Genomic DNA, 18,290 nt, shown 5'->3' on the forward strand with positions numbered 1-18,290 from the left:
TGGACCTACTACGCGATGAGCGATGATTCGGTCGTGGGTCCGGCGCCATATGGCGCGTTTTGTCGGAGGGATCTGGCACTGGTGCTCCCTACTCGAACCTGCACCGCTCGGCATCACAGGCACGGCGGATCCCTGGTCGGGCGTCGCATTATGGTCATTCGCGATGAGCGCGCTAATGCTAGCACCGTAGGCAACGGTCATTTGGGCGTACGGACAGGAAGTGCGGCGCCTCGTCGGCGGTGTCGTGATCGCGACACCCCGGTCCGATCACGGCCCGCGTATGGTGACGCGGTGACCACGGTCCGACCGGCTGCCGCGCCTCCGGCCAGCCCAGATACCACCGCGGGCCGGCTTCCGTCGCTGACCGGGCTCCGCTTCGTCGCCGCCTTCTTGGTCTTCGGTTTCCACGTGCACATTGAGCATCTAATGGCGCCCGGGGCCGTACGGACCACAATGGAATGGCTGTTCGGCCAAGGCGCGGTCGGTGTGTCGTTTTTCTTTATCCTGAGCGGATTCGTCCTCACCTGGTCGGCACGCAAAGGCGACACAGCGGTGCGCTTCTGGCGCCGGCGCATCGCGAAGATCTATCCCAACCACGTCGCGACCTGGCTCGTGGCGCTCGCCGTCGCGGTGGTCACCGGCGCCGGCGTAAGCCTCGCCGTCGCCCTCCCCAACCTCGTTCTCGCTCAGGCCTGGTCGCCGGACATCGACGTCTTCTTCGGCCTCAACACCGTCAGCTGGTCGCTGGCCTGCGAGGCATTCTTCTACGCGGTGTTTCCGCTGCTCTTCGCCGGGCTCATACGCCTGCCCGGCCGCATGCTGTGGCCGGCGGCGACGATCGCGCTCCTCGCGGTGTGGGCCGTGCCGCTGCTGGCCCAGATCCTCCCCGCGGAGCACCGCTACTGGGCCATCTGGATATTTCCACTTGCCCGGACGCCCGAGTTCCTCGCCGGCATGCTGCTCGCCCGGATCGTCCGGGAGGGCCGGTGGCCCCGCCTCGGCGTCTGGCCGGCCACCGCGCTCGCCGTCGTGGCCTACCTGACCTCCCGCTTCCTCCCCGACGACTTCCGGCTCGTCGCCGGCACCGCGATTCCCCTGGCGCTGCTCGTGGCGGCGGTCGGCGCGGCCGACGCGGCCGGGCTGGCGACGCCGTGGCGCTCGCGCTGGATGATCTGGCTGGGCGAGATCTCGTTCGCGTTCTACCTGGTGCACCAGCTCGCGCTCCGCGTCGTACTCAAGGGCTCCGGGGTCGAGCACTCGTCGCTGGCCGCGATCGGCGTCGCCCTCGGCGCGCTGGTGTTCGCGGTGGCGGGCAGCTGGCTGCTCTACCGCTGCGTGGAGCTGCCCGGGATGCGCCTGCTGCGGCCGAAGTCTGCCGGCCGGATGGCGTACCCTGCCACGCCCGTCCGCCCGGAGCAGGTGTAAGACATTCGACACCCACTCCCACCACGTGGCCCATTGTCCGGGCCGAGGGATTCCAGGAAGGTTCGGTAGGCGTGTCCATACGCTCGGCATCGCCGAGGCGCATTCCGCACGGAGTCGACGAGGTAACCGCCTGATGAAGAACCGCCGGGCCCACATCACCATCCTCATCGCCAACCTCCCGGCCGAACGGGATCGCCGGGTCATCCGCGAGTGCCTGACCCTGGAGGAAGCGGGCTACGAGGTCACGGTCATCGCGCCCCGCGGCGACAAGAGCCTCAAAGTCCTGCCGGGCAGCCGGAGCACGCGGCTGCGGCCGTACCCGGTCTTCGTTTACGGCTCCGGGGTACTGTCGTTCGCGGCGGAGTTCGTCTGGTCGTTCCTCTGCATCGCGGTGCGCCTGCTCGGCGAGGTCTTCGCCGGCCGGGCCCAGGCGGTGCAGGTGTGCAACCCGCCAGACGTCTACTGGCCGCTCGCCCTGATGATGCGGGCGATGGGACGCCCGTGGGTCTTCGACCACCACGACCTGTGCCCCGAGGTCTACGCGACCCGCTCCGGCGGCCAGCCCAACCGGTGGGTCTACCGGGCGCTCGAGCTGATGGAGTGGCTCACGCTGCGCACCGCCTCCGCGGTGTTAGCGACCAACGAGTCGTTCCGCGACAACGCGGTGCGCCGGGGCGTACCGGAGGACAAGGTCACCGTGGTGCGAAACGGGCCGGCGCTTGACGAGGTCGCGCCGCCCGGTGACGATGACGGCGGCGAGGGGCGGCACGGCGAGCACCACCTCGTTTACCTGGGCGTGCTAGGCCCCCAGGACAACGTGGAGGGCACAGTGCTCGCCGCCGAGCAGCTGATCCGGATCCGTGGGCGCGCGGGCTGGCGGCTCAGCATCGCCGGCGACGGCGAGAGCCTGCCCGCCCTGCGCAAGCTGGTCGCTGACCGAGGGCTCGGCGACATGGTGGATTTCACCGGGTGGCTCGACGGCCCTGCGGTCGACGCGCTGCTGCGTTCGGCCACGGTGGCGATCCAGCCCGACCTGCCCACGACCATGAACAACCTGTCCACGATGGCCAAGACCGTGGAGTACGTGGCACGCGGTCTCCCGGTAGTCGCCGCCGACCTGGTCGAGACCCGGCGCACGGCGGGAGAGGCGGCCGTCTACGTGCCCAACGGCACCCCCTCGGAGTACGCGAACGCGATCGACGAGCTGCTCCGCGACCGGGAGCGGCGGGCGAAGATGCGCGAGGTGGGGCTGGCTCGGTTCACCGGCCAGCTGGCCTGGGACCACCAGGCCCGCGCGTACGTGCGGGTGTGGCACCAGCTTCTCGCCCGGCGGCGGCCTGCCGACCCGGCCGTGCCCCGGCCGCGCGCCGGCGGTCCGGGATCCTCAAAGATCGCTGAGCCGGCGGGCCGCGAATGACGAGTGTCGTCATCGCCGCGCACAACGAGGCGGCGGTCATCGGGCGCTGCCTGGACGCGCTGCTGGCCAGCGATCCAGGGCTCGACGTGACCGTGGTCGCCAACGGCTGCACCGACGACACGGCCGCGGTCGCGGCGGCTCGGCCGGGCGTGCGGGTGGTCGACCGGCCCGAGCCGGGCAAGGCCGGCGCGCTCAACGCCGGCGACGCGGTCGCGCGGGGCTTTCCCCGGCTCTATCTGGACGCCGACATCGTGCTGACGCCCGGTGGCGTGCACGCCCTGGCGGCGGCGGTGTCCGATGGCAGCCCAGCGCCGCTTGCCGCGGTGCCCCGGCGAAAGCTCGACCTGTCCGGGCGCCCACTGCTCGTGCGGGCCTTCTTCGCGGTCAACTCCCGCCTTCCGGCGTACGACCGCGCGCTTTTCGGGCGAGGGGCGATCGCGCTGTCGGCCGAGGGGCGCGCCCGGTTCGACGAGTTTCCGTCGGTGATCGCGGACGACCTCTACCTGGACTCGCTCTTCGCGTACGAGGAGAAGCGGGAGGTGGCCGCCGTGGTCTCCACGGTCGCGACGCCCCGGCGCACCCGCGACCTCGTGCGGCGCCTGGTCCGGGTGCGGGCCGGCAACGCCGCGATGCGGGCGGCGTCCGCGGCTGGCGACGCCCCGCCCGCGGTACGCTCCAGCGCGCGCTCCTCCTGGCTGCGCGACGTGGTGCTCCCGCGCCCATGGCTGTGGCCGGCCGGCGCGTGCTACGCCGCGATCACGGTCATCGCCGCCGTCACCGCCAAGCGGCGGCGGGGGACGGTCGCCTGGGGCCACGACGAGTCGAGCCGGCAGCCGGCCGCTCAGAAATAGGAGAAAGATGGCGACCGACGGTGTCGTGAACGTGTGCTTCCACGGGGTGGGCACGCCGCAGCGCGAGCTCGAGCCGGGCGAAGACGTTTACTGGGTCGACGTCGACCGCTTCCGGCGGATCCTCGACGAGGTCGCCACCTGGCCGGCGGTACGGATCAGCTTCGACGACGGCAACGCGTCCGATGTCGAGATCGGCTTGCCCGAGCTCGCCGAGCGCGGGCTGTCCGCCGACTTCTTCGTGGTGGCCGGTCGGCTCGACAAGCCCGGCTCGCTCGGCGCCGACCACGTACGCGAGCTGCGCGACCGCGGCATGGGGATCGGCACGCACGGCATGTGGCACCGCTCTTGGCGCGGCCTCGACACGACCGAGGCGCACGACGAGCTGGTAACCGCCCGCGTGCGGCTCGCCGAGGTGGTCGGCCGCCCGGTCGACACCGCGGCACTGCCGCTCGGTCAGTACGACCGCGCGGTGCTGAGTGCCTTGCGCCGCAACGGATACCGGCGTGTCTTCACCAGCGACCGGCGCACCGCGCGGCGCGGCTCCTGGCTACAGCCGCGCTACAGCGTGCGCCACCTGGACACCCCCGAGGGTCTGCGCGCCGAGATCCTCACCGCCCCGCCGCTGGCTCGCCGGGTCCGCGCCACCGCCGTGGGAGTGGTAAAGCGGTGGCGGTGAAGGTCCTCATCGGCTTCGCCGAGTCGCTCGCCGCGATCGAGTCGGCCTGGTGCCTACGCGACGCCGGATACGAGGTGGTCGCGTTCACACGGGCCGGGAGGCGGCCGCCGCTCGCCGCCGCGCGTGGTGTCACGGTGCGCCCCGTGCCAGCGCCCGAGGCGGGCGTCGCGGCCACCGTCGCGGCGATCCGGTCGCTGGTCGCCACCGAGCGCCCGGCGGCGGTGCTCCCGCTCGACGACGCCGCGCTGCTCGCCTGCGACCGTGCGGTCGACGCCGTCGACGGGCGCATCCTGGGTGTGCCGCTGGCCGGCGCGACCGGCGCGGCGGCCCGCCTCGCGCTGGACAAAAGCGAGCAGATCGCCCTGGCGGAAAAGGCTGGCATCCCAGTGCCGCCGACCGGCTCCGCCGAGCCGCCGCCGGGCCCCGGGCCGTGGATGGTCAAGTCGGCGCTCGCCGCCGTGGAGGCGGACGGGCGGCTGGGACGGCCGGCCGGTGCGATCGCCCGCGAGCCCGGCGACGTACCGGCGATCGTGGCCAAGCTGGGCGGCCCCGCGCTTGTGCAGCCCGTGATCGACGGGACCGGCGAAGGCGTCTTCGGCATCGCGGTCGGCGGCGAGGCGTACGCGCTCTCGGCACACCGGCGGGTCCGCATGATGAACCCGCGGGGCTCCGGCTCCAGCGCCTGCCGCTCGATTCCCGTGGATCCCGAGCTGGTCGGGCCGGTGCGGCGGTTCGTCGCCGAGGCCGGCTGGCAGGGCATCTTCATGATCGAGCTGTTGCGCGACGCGAGCGGGCAGCCGTGGTTCATGGAGCTCAACGGGCGCACCTGGGGCAGCATGGCGCTGGCTCGGCACCGCGGCCTGCCGTACCCCGCCTGGGCGGTCCAGACCGCGCTCGACCCTGCCTGGCGTCCGCCCGCGGCGGCCGAGGCACCGCACCTGCTCTGCCGGCACGCCGGCCGCGAGCTCGTACACCTGCTGGCGGTCATGCGCGGCGGCAAAGGCGCGGACGCCGGGCGCTGGCCCTCTCGCACCGCCACGCTGCGGGCGATGTTGCGGCGCGAGCGCGGCAACAGGTGGTACCACGCGGACGAATGGGGTGTCTTCCTGCGGGACACCTGGCACACCGTGGCCGACCAGCTGCGCCGCCGATGACCACCACCCGGGCGGCGGCCCACGTGCACTCGGAGTGGTCCGACGACGCGACCTGGAAGCTCGCCGACATCGCCGCCGCCTTCGCGGCCCGCGGATACGACGTGGTGCTCCTCGCCGACCACTGCCGCGAGTTCGTCGCCACGCGGTGGGCGGAGTACCGCGCCGCCTGCGCCGAGGCGAGCACCAGCGAGATCCTGCTGGTGCCCGGGATCGAATACAACGACCTGGACAACACCGTGCATGTGCCGGTCTGGGGCGACGTCCCGTTCTACGGGCAGGAGGTGCCGGACATCGGCGCCCTCCTCGCCGGCGTCGCGGCCGACGGCGGCACCAGCGTGCTGGCCCACCCGTGGCGGCGCGACGCGTGGCGCCGGTACCAGCCCGCGTGGGGCGCGCACCTGGCCGCCGTCGAAGTATGGAACCGCAAGTACGACGGCATCGCGCCCAACCGGCACGCGGCCGAGCTCGCGCGGCGGGAAGGGCTGCGGCACTTCGTCGCCGTCGACTTCCACACCAGCCGGCAGTTCTTCCCGCTGGCGATGCGGCTCCAACTGGCCGGCGACACGGTCGACCTGCCGGCGGTGCACCGCGCGCTGCGGGAGGGCGAGTTCGAGCCCGCGTTTCGGGAGCGCCCGGTCGAGTCGATGCTGCGCGGCCCGGCTCTGCGGGCCGCCGTAGCGGCCGAAACGGCCCGCCGCGCGGTGCGGCCCGCGGTCAACCGGCTGCGCCGCCTACGCGGCTAGCGCGGCGACCAACTCGGGGCTCGGGGTCGCCCGCAGCCGCGACGGACTGGCGAGCGCCCGGGCGGCGGCACGGCTGGCCTTGTTGCCGAGCACCGCGCGGCTTGTCTCGCGGAGCAGCAGCGCCGCCCAATACGCCGCCGTGAGCACCTGGCCGTGGCGGCGGCGGTAGAGGCGCACGCGATTGAGGTTGAGCAGCGCCCACAGGCCGGGCGACTGCTTGGACTCCCCCTCCAGGTGGACGGCGAGCGCGGACGGCGCCAGCCGGGTCGGCAGCCCGGCGTCGCGAGCCCGGAGCGCGAAGTCGGTCTCCTCGGAGTACAAGAAGAACGACTCGTCCCACGGGCCGACCCGTGCCCAGCACTCCGCGCTTAGCAGCATCGCCGAACCGGCCGCCCAATCGGCCTCGGTCTGCGCGCCGTAAAGGTGGTCGTCGACCACGAGCTCGCCGAACGGCTTGAAGCGCCCGGCCCGGTGCGCTCCCAGCACCGCGTCGCCCAGGGCGCGCAGCGGGCTCGGTTCGCGCCGCAGCACGTGGATGACCGAGCCGTCGCCGCGCTCGAGCCGGGGCACGACGATGCCCGCGTCGCTGCCGCGCAACACCGCGAGCAGCTCACGCCCGCACTTCGGCGCGAGCCGGATGTCCGGGTTGAGCACGAGAACGGCCGTGTGCGGGCGGGCGGCCGCTACCGCGGCGTTGATGCCCGCGGCGTAGCCGGCATTGCGCCCCATTTCCACGACGATGCTGCCCGGCGCGACCCGCTTGACCGCCGCCGCGCTCCCGTCGGCGGAGGCGTTGTCGGCCACGGTGAGGTGCCAGGCGATGCCCTCCAGACCGGGCCCGAGCGAGGCGACGAGGTCGTCGAGGAGACGCTTGCTGTTGTAGGTGACGACGACGACCGCGATCGTCTCCTCGGCCTGCCTCAACACCGCTCCTCGCCTTCGTTCGCGACCGGCGGCCGCGCCACGGACCATCCTGCCCTCCCGTCCCGCCGGCCCGGTTCCGCTGTCCGGGTGAGAGAAGTGTCGGTAACCCGTCGTTGTTGTTCCGCCTTTAGCTGATTCGTCGCTCAGGATGATCGGCGTAGCGTCGAGCGTCATGGCCGACACATCGCCGCCCGTGCCTTCGCAGGAGGCGTCCCCGGAGCGCCCGCTCGACGTGCTGGAGCAGACCCCAGACAAGGCACCGGCGCCGAGCCGCAAGCGGCGGTGGTGGCGGCTGATCGCACTGGTGCTCGGGCTGTCGCTCGTCCTCGGCGCGGCCGGGAGCGGCGGCGCGCTCTGGCTCTACGCGCGCTCCGTCGAGGGCGACATCGAGCGGGTGGACGCGTTCGCGGGCGTGCCCGAGGGTGCTCGCCCGCCCGTCGTCGCTGAGAAAGCGCACAACTACCTCGTCGTGGGCAGCGACTCCCGAGCTCCGGACAGCACCGACGGGTCCCGCACCGACGCCATCCTCCTCTTCCATGTCGCGGCCGATCGAAAAAGCGCCCAGATGATCTCGATCCCGCGGGACACTTGGGTCCAAGTGCCGAAGTCCGCGGACGGCCGCCACGGCGGCACCGAAGCGAAGATCAACGCGAGCTTCGCGTGGGGCGGCGTGCCACTGCTGGTGCGGACGGTGGAGGGCTTCACCGGCGTACGCATGGACAGCGTCGTCCTCATCGACTTCGCCGGCTTCGAACGCATCGTCGACACGCTGGGCGGCGTGGACCTCACCGTTGACAAGGACTTCACCTCTATACACCCGCCGCACCGCAAGTTCGCGACCGGCGATCAGCACATGGACGGGGCGACCGCGCTGGACTACGCGAGGCAGCGCTACCAGTTCAAGGACGGCGACTTCACCCGCATACGCCACCAGCAACAACTGGTCCGCGCCGTGGTCGCCAAGGCGACCCAGAGGGGCCTGATGCGGGATCCGGGGCGGCTCAACGGCTTTCTCCGCGCGACGGCCAAGGCGGTCAGCGTCGACAAGGACCTCGATCTCTTCGGGACCGCCTGGTCGATGCGCGACCTGCGCGAGGAAGCCATCACCTCGATCACGAGCCCGTCGAGCTCCACCGGCATGATCGGCGGCCAGAGCGTCGTCCTCTCGGACGAACAGGCAGCGGCCGGCCTCTACAAAGCCGTCCGCGAAGACGACATGGACACCTGGCTCATGGAGAACCCGCAAGACTGAGTGTCGGATAGCTGATGGAAGGGTGAACCGGACGGACCTGCCGCTGGGCAGCCTGGCCTAATACCCTCCCTGCGTGGGTCTTCATTCGATTCGCCGGCGGCTGGTCGACTCGCCGGACTCGTGGGGCGCGAAGCGCCGTGCACGGCGGGCGCAGTGGCTGAGCGAGACCTTCCCCGACCTCGCCCAGATGTCCGTCATCGACCTCGGCGGGCGGGTCGACACGTGGGAGCGCGCACCGGTGCGCCCCAAGCACGTGCACGTCGTCAACCTGGAGCCACTCCCCGGCGAGCTGCCCGAGTGGGCCGAGCTCGACTACGGCGACGCCTGCGCGCTGCCGCCGCAGATCGCCAAGCGCCGCTACGACCTCGTCTTCTCCAACTCGGTGATCGAGCACGTCGGCGGCCACGAGCGCCGCGTCCGCTTCGCCGAGTCGATCCACGCGCTCGCCGACGCGCACTGGGTGCAGACGCCCTACCGCTACTTCCCGATCGAGCCGCACTGGGTGGCGCCAGGCATGCAGTTCCTGCCGGTCGCCCTCCGCTCCCGGATGGCGTACAAGTGGCCGCTGGCGCACACCCCGGCGTCCAGCCTCGCGGAGGCACGCCAGGCCGTGCTGTGGACCGAGCTGATCGACAAGACCCAGATGCGCCACTACTTTCCACAGTCGACGATCCGCAGCGAGCGCATCGTCGGGCTCACCAAGTCGCTGATCGCCTACAAGCTCCCCTGACCAGCCAGGCCCCGCTCACCCCTCCCGCCCGGCTCTCAAGAGGGCAGCCCTGTCACTGTCTGGGCGGGCATACGGGACCCCTGCTGCGAAGGAAGCCTGAGACACGTGCCTCTAGGTCTGGGTGTCCGGTTTCGGGGCGGCTACGGGGACGTCGGCGAAGGCGGCTACCGTGCGGTCGGCGTAGGCGCTGGCGTCGCCGGTCTCCATTGGACCGTCCCATGTGGAGGGCAGGGGCGTCGGTACGTCCGGTGCGACGCGGGTGACGATCTCGTCGAGCACGCGTTCGGCGTCGCCGACCCACAGGTGCTTCGCGCCGTCTACGCCGATGACCTCGGCCTGCGGGATGGCGGCGAAGCGCTGGCGTGCCTCCGCCGGCCGCAGGTAGTCGTCGAGCTCGGGCACGAGCGCGGTCACCGGCTTGCCGGACGCGGCCCACGCCGCCAGATCCTCCTCCGCGGCGAAGCGCAGCGGGGGCGACAGCAGGATGGCGCCCGCGACGGACGGGTCGCAGCCGTACTTCAGGACCAGGTCGGTGCCGAACGACCAGCCGACCAGCCAGACGTTGGACAGCGAGGCGAACTCCGCGTACTCGATGGCCGCCGCCACGTCGAAGCGTTCGCCGACCGCCTTGTCGAACTCTCCCTCGCTCGTGCCGCGCACGCTGCTCGTGCCGCGCGTGTTGAACCGCAGCACCGCCAGCCCGGCCAGCGCGGGCAACCGCCACGCCGCCTTGCGGAAGAGGTGGCTGTCCATCATGCCGCCGTGGGTGGGCAGCGGGTGGACGCAGACGAGGGCGCCGACCGGGTCGCGGTCGGCCGGGAGGGCCAGCTCGCCGACGAGCTTGAGGCCGTCGGCGGTGTGCAGCTCGATGTCCTCCCGCCGGCCCGGCAGGATCGAGTTGGCGCGGATCTTCTCACTCACGGCGCAAGTCTTTCACCGCCGCCGGTCGACGGCAGCCGGGCCGCTTCTTTAGCGGCGCCGCTCACGCGCCCCCCAGCAGCCGGCGTGCCAGTGCCGGCGGTCGCTCTCGTCGCCGCGGCCGTCGACCGGCCAGGCCACCACGTGCGGGGTGCCTGGGCGGATCTCCTGGTTGCAGCCGGGGCACCGGTACGTCTTCGTGGACGCCCCGCCGGAGATCGTGCGCACAGCCCACTCGCCGTCGCTCCACCGCTGCACCCGTTGGACGCCCTGCCGGGCGCGTTCCAGGTCGAGCGGCGGGACGTCGTCGCGGTCGGGGTTGCGGCGGGGCATCGACGTCAGGGCAGGCGGGCGTACACGTCACCCGACCGGCCCGCCGGCCGGAGCCGCTCCAGCAGCGCGGTCAGGCCCGCCATGTCGAGCCACTCGTCGCTCACCATGCGCGCGGTCTCGACGAGCGAGTAGTTGTAGCGGTATCCGCCGGCCGCCGCGCCGAGCTTGTCGACCATGTGGAGCATGGCCATGGATGCGTCGTGCACGGACGGCAGGTACTCGACGGAGAGGGCGCGCACCGGGCGGGAGAGGCCGGCCAGCACCTGTGCCTCGAAGCCCTCGACGTCGATCTTGCAGAAGGCGGGCTCGCCGTGGCGCGCGATGAGGTCGTCGAGCGTGACGACCTCGACCTCGACCGAGCGGTCCCAGCGCACGCCCTGGAAGAGGCTCGACACCGAGTCGCGCCACTCCGGAGACATCGAGGAGACCGTCGGGTTGGTCGTGGAGAGCGCCAGCGAAGCCTTGCCCGGCCGCTCACCGACGGCCACCGGCACCAGCGTGACGCCCTTGTCGCGCCCGAAGAGGAAGCGCAGGACGCGGAGGCAGTCGGGCTGCGGCTCGACCGCGACCACCCGGGCGCCGAGCTTTCGCCACTGGCGCACCCGGCCGCCCACGTGCGCGCCGATGTCGAACCCGATGTCGCCGGGGCCGAGGAACTGGCTGTAGAGCCGCCGCAACCGCCGGTGCTTGGTCGGCTGGCCGTGATAGATGACCAGGGAGCGGGCGATCCCCCAGACGCGGTCGAGCATGGTGCGACGCTACTCCCTCTCAGCCGGCCCACTGGGCTTTCTGGTTCGTTCGCTCGCGCGGCGCTGAAGGCGACGTCTTCCTCCGCCACCCCGAAACCCCGACTTCGTCGGCGGGGCGGCTACGTCCAGACGCCGCCGCGCCAGCTCGCTCACTTACGTGGATCCTTGGCGAAGCAGCGGGCGATGTTTTGCTCGCCCGGCCGGCCCAGGAAGTCCATCGGTGACTTGCCCGGCTGCTTCGCCTTCGGGTCGGTGTCCAGGTTGATCATCCAGAAGTAGATGCCGCCGAGGTCGCGCTCGCGCATCACCTGGCACGCGGCGTCGAACCAGCGCTGCTGGATCTCCGGCTTGATCGTGCCCTTCGAGTGCGGCGACCACGGCTCCTGGTACGCACCTGAGCGCGCGCCGATCGCCACCTCGGCCAGCACCAGGTCGGGGAGCGTGGCGGCGGTCCGGTTGTCGTCGAGCCACTCGTTCCACCCGTCGACAAGGCGGCTCACCGAGGCGCTGTCGCCCACCTCCAGCGGCGGGTACGCGTCGACGGAGAGCGTGATGCCCGGCGCCGGGCCGCTGTCGCGGAGCCGGTCGTAGTTGGCGCTGTAGTCGATCTCGCCGGTGTAGACGCCCTTGACGCCGGTCGCGACCGTGCGCCAGCCGGTGGTACTGCTCTCCATGGAGTTGAGCTCGGTGCCGACGACGAACGTGGCCACCTTCGCCGTCTCGGCCACCTTCGCGTACTGGACGAGCATGTCCCGGTAGGAGGCGAACCACTTGGTGCGGCTCTCCGGGCGGATCGAGCCGCGCCACATGTCGGGGTCGTCCTTGGTCAGGTTGCGCTCGTTGAGCATCGGGCGCACCGCCGTGCGCAGGCCGCGCTTGTTGGCCTCGTCGAGCACGATCTCCAGGCGCGCCGGCGTCGGCGTGATCGGGTGGTCCATCCGCACCGCGTTCGCGTACGCCGAGTCCATGACGAACGAGAACGAGATGGAGACCGAGTTGGCGCCGAGCTCGACCACGTGGTCGAGGACCTTCTGCGCCTTGGCACGGACGATCTGGTCGGTGTCGTTGCCGTTGTTTTCCCAGTAGACCGCGATGCCGTACTGCCGCATGCCGGGCTGCCACGGCTGGCGCACCTTGGCGACCTGCGGCTCGGACGACGCGCTCGCGCTCGCCGTGGGATCGCCGCCGCCACCGGGTGGCCCCTCGGAGAGCCGGGTCAGCGGGTCGCCCTCACCCGACGAGCAGCCGGCTGCCAGCAACACCGCGAGCGCGGCGACGACCGCGCGCCTCATATCGGCTTGGCGATGACGACGAACTGCTGCTGGCCGCCACGCAGGTAGCGGATCAGCCCGCGGACGGCGCCGATCCCCTCCATCAGCGAGAAGACGGGGACGAGCAGGATCACCGCTATCCCCTCCCACCACCGGTATTTCGCGCGGCGGGAGACGCTCACGTTGATGCGCAGGCCCTCGGAGTAGAGCCAGATCGCGTACGCCATGTTGAGCGCCCAGATCGGCAGCACGGCCAGCGTGATCGGCACCGTGTCGAAGGAGCCGAGCACCCAGCCCAGCAAGAGGATCGTGCCGAGGTGCTGGAGTGGGCTGATCACCCAGGTGAACGTCGAGTATCCAATGTAGAGCCTGTCGCGCAGCGGGATGCGCTCGTCGAGCGAGAGCCCGATCAGGCCCCACGCCCACCGCTCCCGCTGGCGGAAGAAGTCGCGCACGGTGGCCGGCGAGGCGCCGTAGCAGCGGCCCGCGAACCAGGCGCTGCGCCCGGGGTAGCGGCGGCTGAAGACGAGCGCGAACTGGGCGTCTTCGACGATCGCCTCGGGCCCGAAGTCCCAGCCGATCTCGGCCTCCACCGAGGCGCGGACGAGCAGGAGCTCACCGTGTACCCCGGCAAGCGGGTGGCCGCCACCGGTGAACGCCGAGTAGACCGTCACGTCGGCGATCGGCCGGCTCGCGTCGGCCAGCCAGGTGAGCCTGTTGCGGGCGTGCTCGCGCGGGTAGGTGAGGATGCCCTGCGCGAGGTGGCACGCCTCGTCGCCGAGCTCGCGCTGCTGCTCGATCAGGCGGGCCACCGCGATCGCCGTGTCGAGCCCGACGCCGGTGTCGTCGTCCATGTGCAGGACCCACACGTCGTCGCGGTCTTCGTGCTGGGCGATGCGCAGCTCGTGGGCGTAGTTGTTGGCGCGCGACTTGAACTTGGTGCGGTTGACCGTGTGGTAGCTCTGCGGCACCGTGATGATCCGGATGTACCGGCTGATCTCGCCGAGCTTGTGGATCTTTTCCGCCGCCTCGCAGCCCTCTTCGATGACGACGTCGACGCGCAGCTTGGGAAAGCACTCCGGCAGGTAGGTGATGTACGAGTGCACGACCCGGTCGAGCGCCGGATACGTGTCGTGGCGCCCGATCGTCGGCACCACCACCACGAGGCGGTCGTTGCACCGGATGATCTTGTCGTCGGCGGCGGTGAGCCGGTCACGGCGGAGCCGGCGGCGGGTGACGAACGCGCCCACCAGCCCGACGACCGTGCCGATCACCGGATAGGTCCACACGATGGTGACCACCGCGCCGAGCGGCCCGGTCGACTTCACGCTCAGGAACAGCGTCACCACGAGCACCGCGACGAACCACGCGAGGAGCGGCCACAGCCGGGGAAGCCAGCCGGCGTGGCGCTGCGCCATCGTGGTAGCACGCGGAGTGATCGGCATGCGGATGGCGGGCATGACGTGCGTCTCGCCGGGGTGCTCCTGCTGCCGCGGGATGATCTGTGTCCGCTCACCCGGCTCGTCGCGCCGCGAGGGAGCGACGTGCGTCGTCACACGGGTTCCTTCCGGGTCAGTAACGCGACGGTGTAGCCCGTTGTCCACCAACTGTCGGCGACATCATAACGTTCCTTAAGGACGTCCTTCTTGCTTCCATCGAGGTCGTCGAGGGGGTCCCCGTACTCGCCGAGGCGCAGCACCCACACGCGCCGGGTCTCCCCCAGCCGGACCGCCACGTCCGCGTGCTCGCTCGCCACCATCCAGCCGTCGGTGCGCATCGGCCGGTCCACGAGCAGGTCGGTCGGGCGGCGGTTTTCCGGCAGGTAGTGGGCGATCACGTCGCGGTTGAGCACGCCGGGGCCGCGGTCCTTCAGGCCGTACACGATGCCGTCGCCGGGCTGGTAGTCACGCTCGATCAGTGCCACGACCGCCTTGGTGTCCTGGTACCGGAACGCCGGCTTGCGCACCGAAGCGTGGCCGGGCAGGGCGAGCACGGTCAGCGCCGCCAGCGTCGCGACCGCCGCGATCAGGCCGCGCTTGGCGAGCAGCAGGCCGACGAGCACGACCCAGCCGACGACCGTGTAGAGCACGTACCGCTGCTGCCAGATGTGCGTGAGCGAGCCGAGGGCCATCAGCAGCCCGGCCGGCACCACGCTCAGGCTGATCGCCACGACGGCGCCCCGCTCGCGGGAGACCGCGGCGGCGCCGAGGGCGAAGATCGCGCCGCCGATCAGCGCGCCGCCGAAGAACTCCAGCCCGTACGCCTCGATCTGGTGCAGGTCGGTGAACGGGATCCAGCCGATCTGGCTGCCCTGCTGCCGCCGGCCGATCAGGATGATCGGGATGAGCGGTATCAGACCGACGAACGCGCTCGGTGTCCACCGCCACAGCAACTTGCGCTTGGTCAGCAGCACGGCCAGGCCGTGGCCGGCCAGCATCAGCAGCGCGACGAGGTGCATGGCGCCGAGCGCGGCGACGGCGACCGCGTACGCGAGCGCGATGCCGAGCGTGAACCCCTCCAGCATCCGGATGAGCAGCAGCGTGGCCACCGCCGCGGCGAGCGTCGCCAGCGCGTACGGCCGGGCCTCCTGCCCGAAGCGCGTGGTTATCGGCAGGATCGCGAAGGTGAGGCCGGCGATCAGGCCGATGCGGTGCGAGCCGAGGCGGATGCCGATCAGCCCGATCACGGCGGCGGCGCCGGCCATCGCGAGCAGGGACGGCAGGCGCAGCGAGAGGTCGGAGTCGCCGAAAACCGTTGTCCAGACCCGGATCAGCACGTAGTACGGGCCGATCGTCGCGTCGGTGCCGTCGAGCTGCTTCCACAGCTCCGACCACGAAACCGTGGTGATGCCCCACGTCGCGAGCTCGTCGGCCCACAGCCCCGGCCCGGTCAGCCCGATGACGCACAGCACGACGGTCACCAGAGCCGGTGCGCCCCAGGCGATCCGGCGCTGCCACGCCTCCCACCGCTGCTTGCGCTCGGCCTCTTCCTGGGAGGGTGACTTCGGCAACAGGATCGTCGCGTCGGCCGGGGCAGTCGGCGCCGGCGTCTCCACGACACCGACCCGGCGCGGGAGAGGGATGTGTACCTCCCCGTTGGGGGTCGCCACCGGAAGTTGCGAGCGGGCCGCCCTACTCACAGGCAAATCCCCTTTGCTGGGTACGAGTCCCCGTTACTGGGCACGAAAAACGGTCAGTCTCCGGCGCCACACGCGGTCCCGTCGCCGTTGCGATCGAGGCCGTGCCGGTCGCGCCCACCTGTGATCTTAAGGGGTTCGAATCCCCTCTCTCGAAGCCAAGCGCACTTGTCAGACACACCGGCCGGAAACTCCCACGGCACGCAAACGTCGCGATCGCCGTATGCGTGGTCGCAACCGTCCGTACCCTCGGCGATGTCGACGCCCGCGGTCGGCGACGGCTGCGGCGCGCGCGGTTTGGCGCCCGGCTGCTCGGCGAACGGCTGCACGTACGGCGGTGGCGACTCGTCCGGCCCGGCCTGCTGCTGGGCACCGCTGCCCCGCCCCGGCTCCGCGCCGCCGCCGCTCTCCGGCGCCTGCTCGCCGGCCGGCGCCGCGGCGGGCGTGCCGTCGAACCAGAGGATGTCGCGGTCGCTTCCACCGGCCACCGCCACGCCGGCGGTCGCGAGCACGAGCACGGCGGCCACCGCCGCGATCCCGTACTGCTCGCGGCGGCTGCGGGCCTTGAGCCACGCGGCCAGGCGACTCATCCGAGCTTGACCCACTTGGCGGTCGACGGTACGCCGTTGGCGTTGTGCACGAAGAGCATGTACCAGCCGGGCGGGGCCAGGTTGGGGTTGCTCGTCACGTTCAGGTCGATGGTGTTGCCGTTGACCGTCATCGGCAGCTCGACGAACCGCTGGTTGGGGTCGGACGAGTGCGTGACGGCCGCCGGACGGATCAGCGACGCCCGGGTCACCGCCGAGTTCACGGTGATCCGCTGCGTGGTGCCGTATCCCCAGTTGGTGTTGGCCACGGTCTGGATCGCCGGCCGCGCGCCCTTGAACATGTACGGCGGCGAGTAGATCGAGATGCGGTTGTCGAACGACCCGTTGCCGGGGTTGTCGCCGACCGCCATGACGCGGCCGTCGGGCAGCAGGAACGCCGACGAGTGGTACGTGCGCGGCACCGGGTCGGTCGCCATGCCCTCGCGGAACTTGTTGGTCTGCGGGTCGAAGATGGACGCCTCGAAGACCGGGTCGGCCCTGTTGTGCAGCCCGCCACCGGTCTCGAAGACCGTGCCGTCGGGCAGCAGCACCAGCGAGACGTACATCTTGCCCTGCTCGCCGGTCTGTGCCGCGCCACCGGTCAGCGTGCCCTGCGGCAGCAGCGGACCCGGCTGGTACTGAGGGTTGGCCGCCTTGAGGTCGATGAGGTCGGTGAGCCGGTTGGCGGTCTTGCCCTCGTCGCCGTTGCCACCGCCGACGGTGAAGACCCGCTGCGCCTGCGCCGGCGGGAGCAGCACGCTCATCGACTGGTCGCGCTCGTCCTTGCGCTGGAGGCCGGGCACGTCGGTGATGGCCTTGGTGCCGTAGTTGTAGATGGACGCCCCGGTGCCCGGCAGGCCGCTGCCGAACGTGTGGCTGCCGGTGTAGAAGAGCCGGCCGTCCTGCATCAGCACCATCGCGGGGTACAGGCCCCACCACGACCAGGTCTGCTGCACGTCGCCCAGCCACTTGCCCTGTGCGGCGCTGTAGTAGTCGGTGGTCGTGGTGCCGGTGGAGTCTTCGCCGAGGCCGCCGAGCGAGAGCACGTCACCGTTGCCGAGGATGGTCGCGGACGGGTACCAGTGGCCGGCGAGCATGTCGTTGGTGGCCGTGTACGTGTTGGTGACCGGGTCGAAGACGTAGGAGTTCTTCAAGCCCTTGTAGCCGACCGTGCCGTCCGCCTTGGCGTAGTCCTTGGTGCCGCCCATCACCAGCACCTTGCCGTCCTTCAGCTGCACGTGACCGGCGCAGAAGAGGTCCTTGGGCGTGGGCACGTTGGTGAAGGCGCCGCTCGCCGGGTCGTACACGGCGGTCTTGAAGGTGCCCGCGGCGAAGGCGTTGGGGTCGTTGCCGGAGCCCGCGACGAGCAGCACCTTGCCGTTGTGGAGCATCACGGCGTGGACGCCGCGCACCGTCGACTCGTACGGCATGACCTGCCACTTGCCCTTGGTGCAGCCGGCCGCGTCGGTGCACCCGCTGGGCGTGGGCGCCGGCGCGCTCGCGTCGACCATCGAGTAGTCGTCGGTGGTGAGGGTGCCCACGCCGTAGATGCTGACGCCCCACGTGATCCGGTCGGTGTTCGGCGGGACCGGCGGCGTGCGCACCACCTTGCGCTGCCACGTGGCGGTGGCCGGGAGCGTGGCCGGATCCATCCAGTACTGCCAGCCGAGCTTGGTGTCGCGGCGGAAGAGCGTCAGCGCGTTGGCCGCGGTCGTCGACTTGTAGTACACGGAGAGGTCGTATTGGTGACCGTCAGTGACACGAGGAGCACACTGCGCGTTTTCCAGCATCATCGCCTTGCGGTCGCCGGACACGAGCCGCGTGACGTTGACCCGCATGGCCCGCTTGCCGGTGCGCGCGTCGGTGGTGACACCCGTCGTATACGTGTTGTCGCCCTGGCCCGACCGCTCCCAGCAGACCGGGAAACCGTTGGCGTCCAACGACTCCAGGCCCGGATTCTGCACCAGGTTGGCCGCGGCCTGTGCCGGTGAGGCGACCAGGCCGACGGTCACCAGCAGCGCGAGGGCGAGCAGCCGGCCGAGTCCTCGGCGGAGCTCCGGGCTGAACATCGGGACGGCTTTCGCGGCAGGCACAAGGTCTCCTGTCGGGGTGAGGTCTACCTGG

The 18,290-nt window shown here is 71.3% G+C and carries 17 protein-coding genes; 8 read left to right on the top strand and 9 right to left on the bottom strand.

Annotated features, from left to right (window positions below; genetic code table 11):
* Positions 1-150: 150 nt before the first annotated feature.
* From ACTMTJ_RS22935 to ACTMTJ_RS22960, 6 genes are all read left to right on the top strand, one after another.
* On the top strand, positions 151-1,425 hold the full coding sequence (locus ACTMTJ_RS22935; RefSeq protein ID WP_441219754.1) for an acyltransferase family protein: 1,275 nt from the start codon (positions 151-153) through the stop codon (positions 1,423-1,425).
* 133 nt (positions 1,426-1,558) lie between these two features.
* A complete protein-coding gene (locus ACTMTJ_RS22940) occupies positions 1,559-2,842 on the top strand; it encodes a glycosyltransferase family 4 protein (protein ID WP_441219755.1) in 1,284 nt (427 codons plus the stop codon).
* Positions 2,839-3,693, top strand: a complete 855-nt coding sequence (locus ACTMTJ_RS22945) for a glycosyltransferase family 2 protein (protein ID WP_441219756.1) — start codon at positions 2,839-2,841, stop codon at positions 3,691-3,693. Before ACTMTJ_RS22940 ends, ACTMTJ_RS22945 begins: the two co-directional genes overlap by 4 nt.
* Before the next feature lie 7 nt (positions 3,694-3,700).
* Entirely contained in the window at positions 3,701-4,369 is a 669-nt protein-coding gene (locus ACTMTJ_RS22950) for a polysaccharide deacetylase family protein (protein WP_441219757.1), read from the top strand.
* Complete coding sequence (locus ACTMTJ_RS22955; RefSeq protein WP_441219758.1) at positions 4,366-5,523, top strand: hypothetical protein; 1,158 nt, start codon at positions 4,366-4,368, stop codon at positions 5,521-5,523. The genes ACTMTJ_RS22950 and ACTMTJ_RS22955 overlap by 4 nt, the downstream gene beginning before the upstream one ends.
* A complete protein-coding gene (locus ACTMTJ_RS22960) occupies positions 5,520-6,266 on the top strand; it encodes a PHP domain-containing protein (protein WP_441219759.1) in 747 nt (248 codons plus the stop codon). The genes ACTMTJ_RS22955 and ACTMTJ_RS22960 overlap by 4 nt, the downstream gene beginning before the upstream one ends.
* Here the strand turns inward: ACTMTJ_RS22960 and ACTMTJ_RS22965 are convergent.
* Complete coding sequence (locus ACTMTJ_RS22965; RefSeq protein WP_441219760.1) at positions 6,255-7,190, bottom strand: glycosyltransferase; 936 nt, start codon at positions 7,188-7,190, stop codon at positions 6,255-6,257. The genes ACTMTJ_RS22960 and ACTMTJ_RS22965 overlap by 12 nt on opposite strands.
* Positions 7,191-7,362: 172 nt before the next feature.
* On the opposite strand from ACTMTJ_RS22965, the gene ACTMTJ_RS22970 reads away from it, so the two are divergent.
* Together ACTMTJ_RS22970 and ACTMTJ_RS22975 are read left to right on the top strand one after the other, a co-directional pair.
* Positions 7,363-8,442, top strand: coding sequence for an LCP family protein (locus tag ACTMTJ_RS22970; protein WP_441219761.1), 1,080 nt, complete (start codon positions 7,363-7,365; stop codon positions 8,440-8,442).
* Between the two features lie 73 nt (positions 8,443-8,515).
* Complete coding sequence (locus tag ACTMTJ_RS22975) at positions 8,516-9,172, top strand: class I SAM-dependent methyltransferase (RefSeq protein ID WP_441219762.1); 657 nt, start codon at positions 8,516-8,518, stop codon at positions 9,170-9,172.
* A 111-nt stretch (positions 9,173-9,283) separates the two neighbouring features.
* Here the strand turns inward: ACTMTJ_RS22975 and ACTMTJ_RS22980 are convergent, their stop codons facing one another.
* From ACTMTJ_RS22980 to ACTMTJ_RS23015, 8 genes are all read right to left on the bottom strand, one after another.
* Positions 9,284-10,093: an alpha/beta hydrolase gene (locus ACTMTJ_RS22980; protein ID WP_441219763.1), complete on the bottom strand. Its 810-nt coding sequence runs from the start codon at positions 10,091-10,093 to the stop codon at positions 9,284-9,286.
* A 48-nt stretch (positions 10,094-10,141) separates the two neighbouring features.
* Complete coding sequence (locus tag ACTMTJ_RS22985; protein ID WP_441219764.1) at positions 10,142-10,423, bottom strand: hypothetical protein; 282 nt, start codon at positions 10,421-10,423, stop codon at positions 10,142-10,144.
* Between the two features lie 5 nt (positions 10,424-10,428).
* A complete protein-coding gene (locus ACTMTJ_RS22990) occupies positions 10,429-11,172 on the bottom strand; it encodes an FkbM family methyltransferase (RefSeq protein ID WP_441219765.1) in 744 nt (247 codons plus the stop codon).
* A 149-nt stretch (positions 11,173-11,321) separates the two neighbouring features.
* Entirely contained in the window at positions 11,322-12,464 is a 1,143-nt protein-coding gene (locus ACTMTJ_RS22995) for a glycoside hydrolase family 113 (RefSeq protein WP_441219766.1), read from the bottom strand.
* Entirely contained in the window at positions 12,461-13,999 is a 1,539-nt protein-coding gene (locus ACTMTJ_RS23000) for a glycosyltransferase family 2 protein (RefSeq protein WP_441219767.1), read from the bottom strand. Before ACTMTJ_RS23000 ends, ACTMTJ_RS22995 begins: the two co-directional genes overlap by 4 nt.
* Positions 13,996-15,582, bottom strand: a complete 1,587-nt coding sequence (locus tag ACTMTJ_RS23005) for a glycosyltransferase family 39 protein (protein ID WP_441219768.1) — start codon at positions 15,580-15,582, stop codon at positions 13,996-13,998. The genes ACTMTJ_RS23000 and ACTMTJ_RS23005 overlap by 4 nt, the downstream gene beginning before the upstream one ends.
* 53 nt (positions 15,583-15,635) lie before the next feature.
* Positions 15,636-16,169: a hypothetical protein gene (locus ACTMTJ_RS23010; RefSeq protein ID WP_441219769.1), complete on the bottom strand. Its 534-nt coding sequence runs from the start codon at positions 16,167-16,169 to the stop codon at positions 15,636-15,638.
* Positions 16,166-18,259 (bottom strand): galactose oxidase-like domain-containing protein, encoded by a 2,094-nt coding sequence (locus tag ACTMTJ_RS23015; RefSeq protein WP_441219770.1) that lies wholly within the window; start codon positions 18,257-18,259, stop codon positions 16,166-16,168. The genes ACTMTJ_RS23010 and ACTMTJ_RS23015 overlap by 4 nt, the downstream gene beginning before the upstream one ends.
* Positions 18,260-18,290 lie beyond the last annotated feature (31 nt).

The sequence above is a fragment of the Phytohabitans sp. LJ34 genome, from assembly GCF_052068095.1.
Lineage (GTDB): Bacteria > Actinomycetota > Actinomycetes > Mycobacteriales > Micromonosporaceae > Phytohabitans.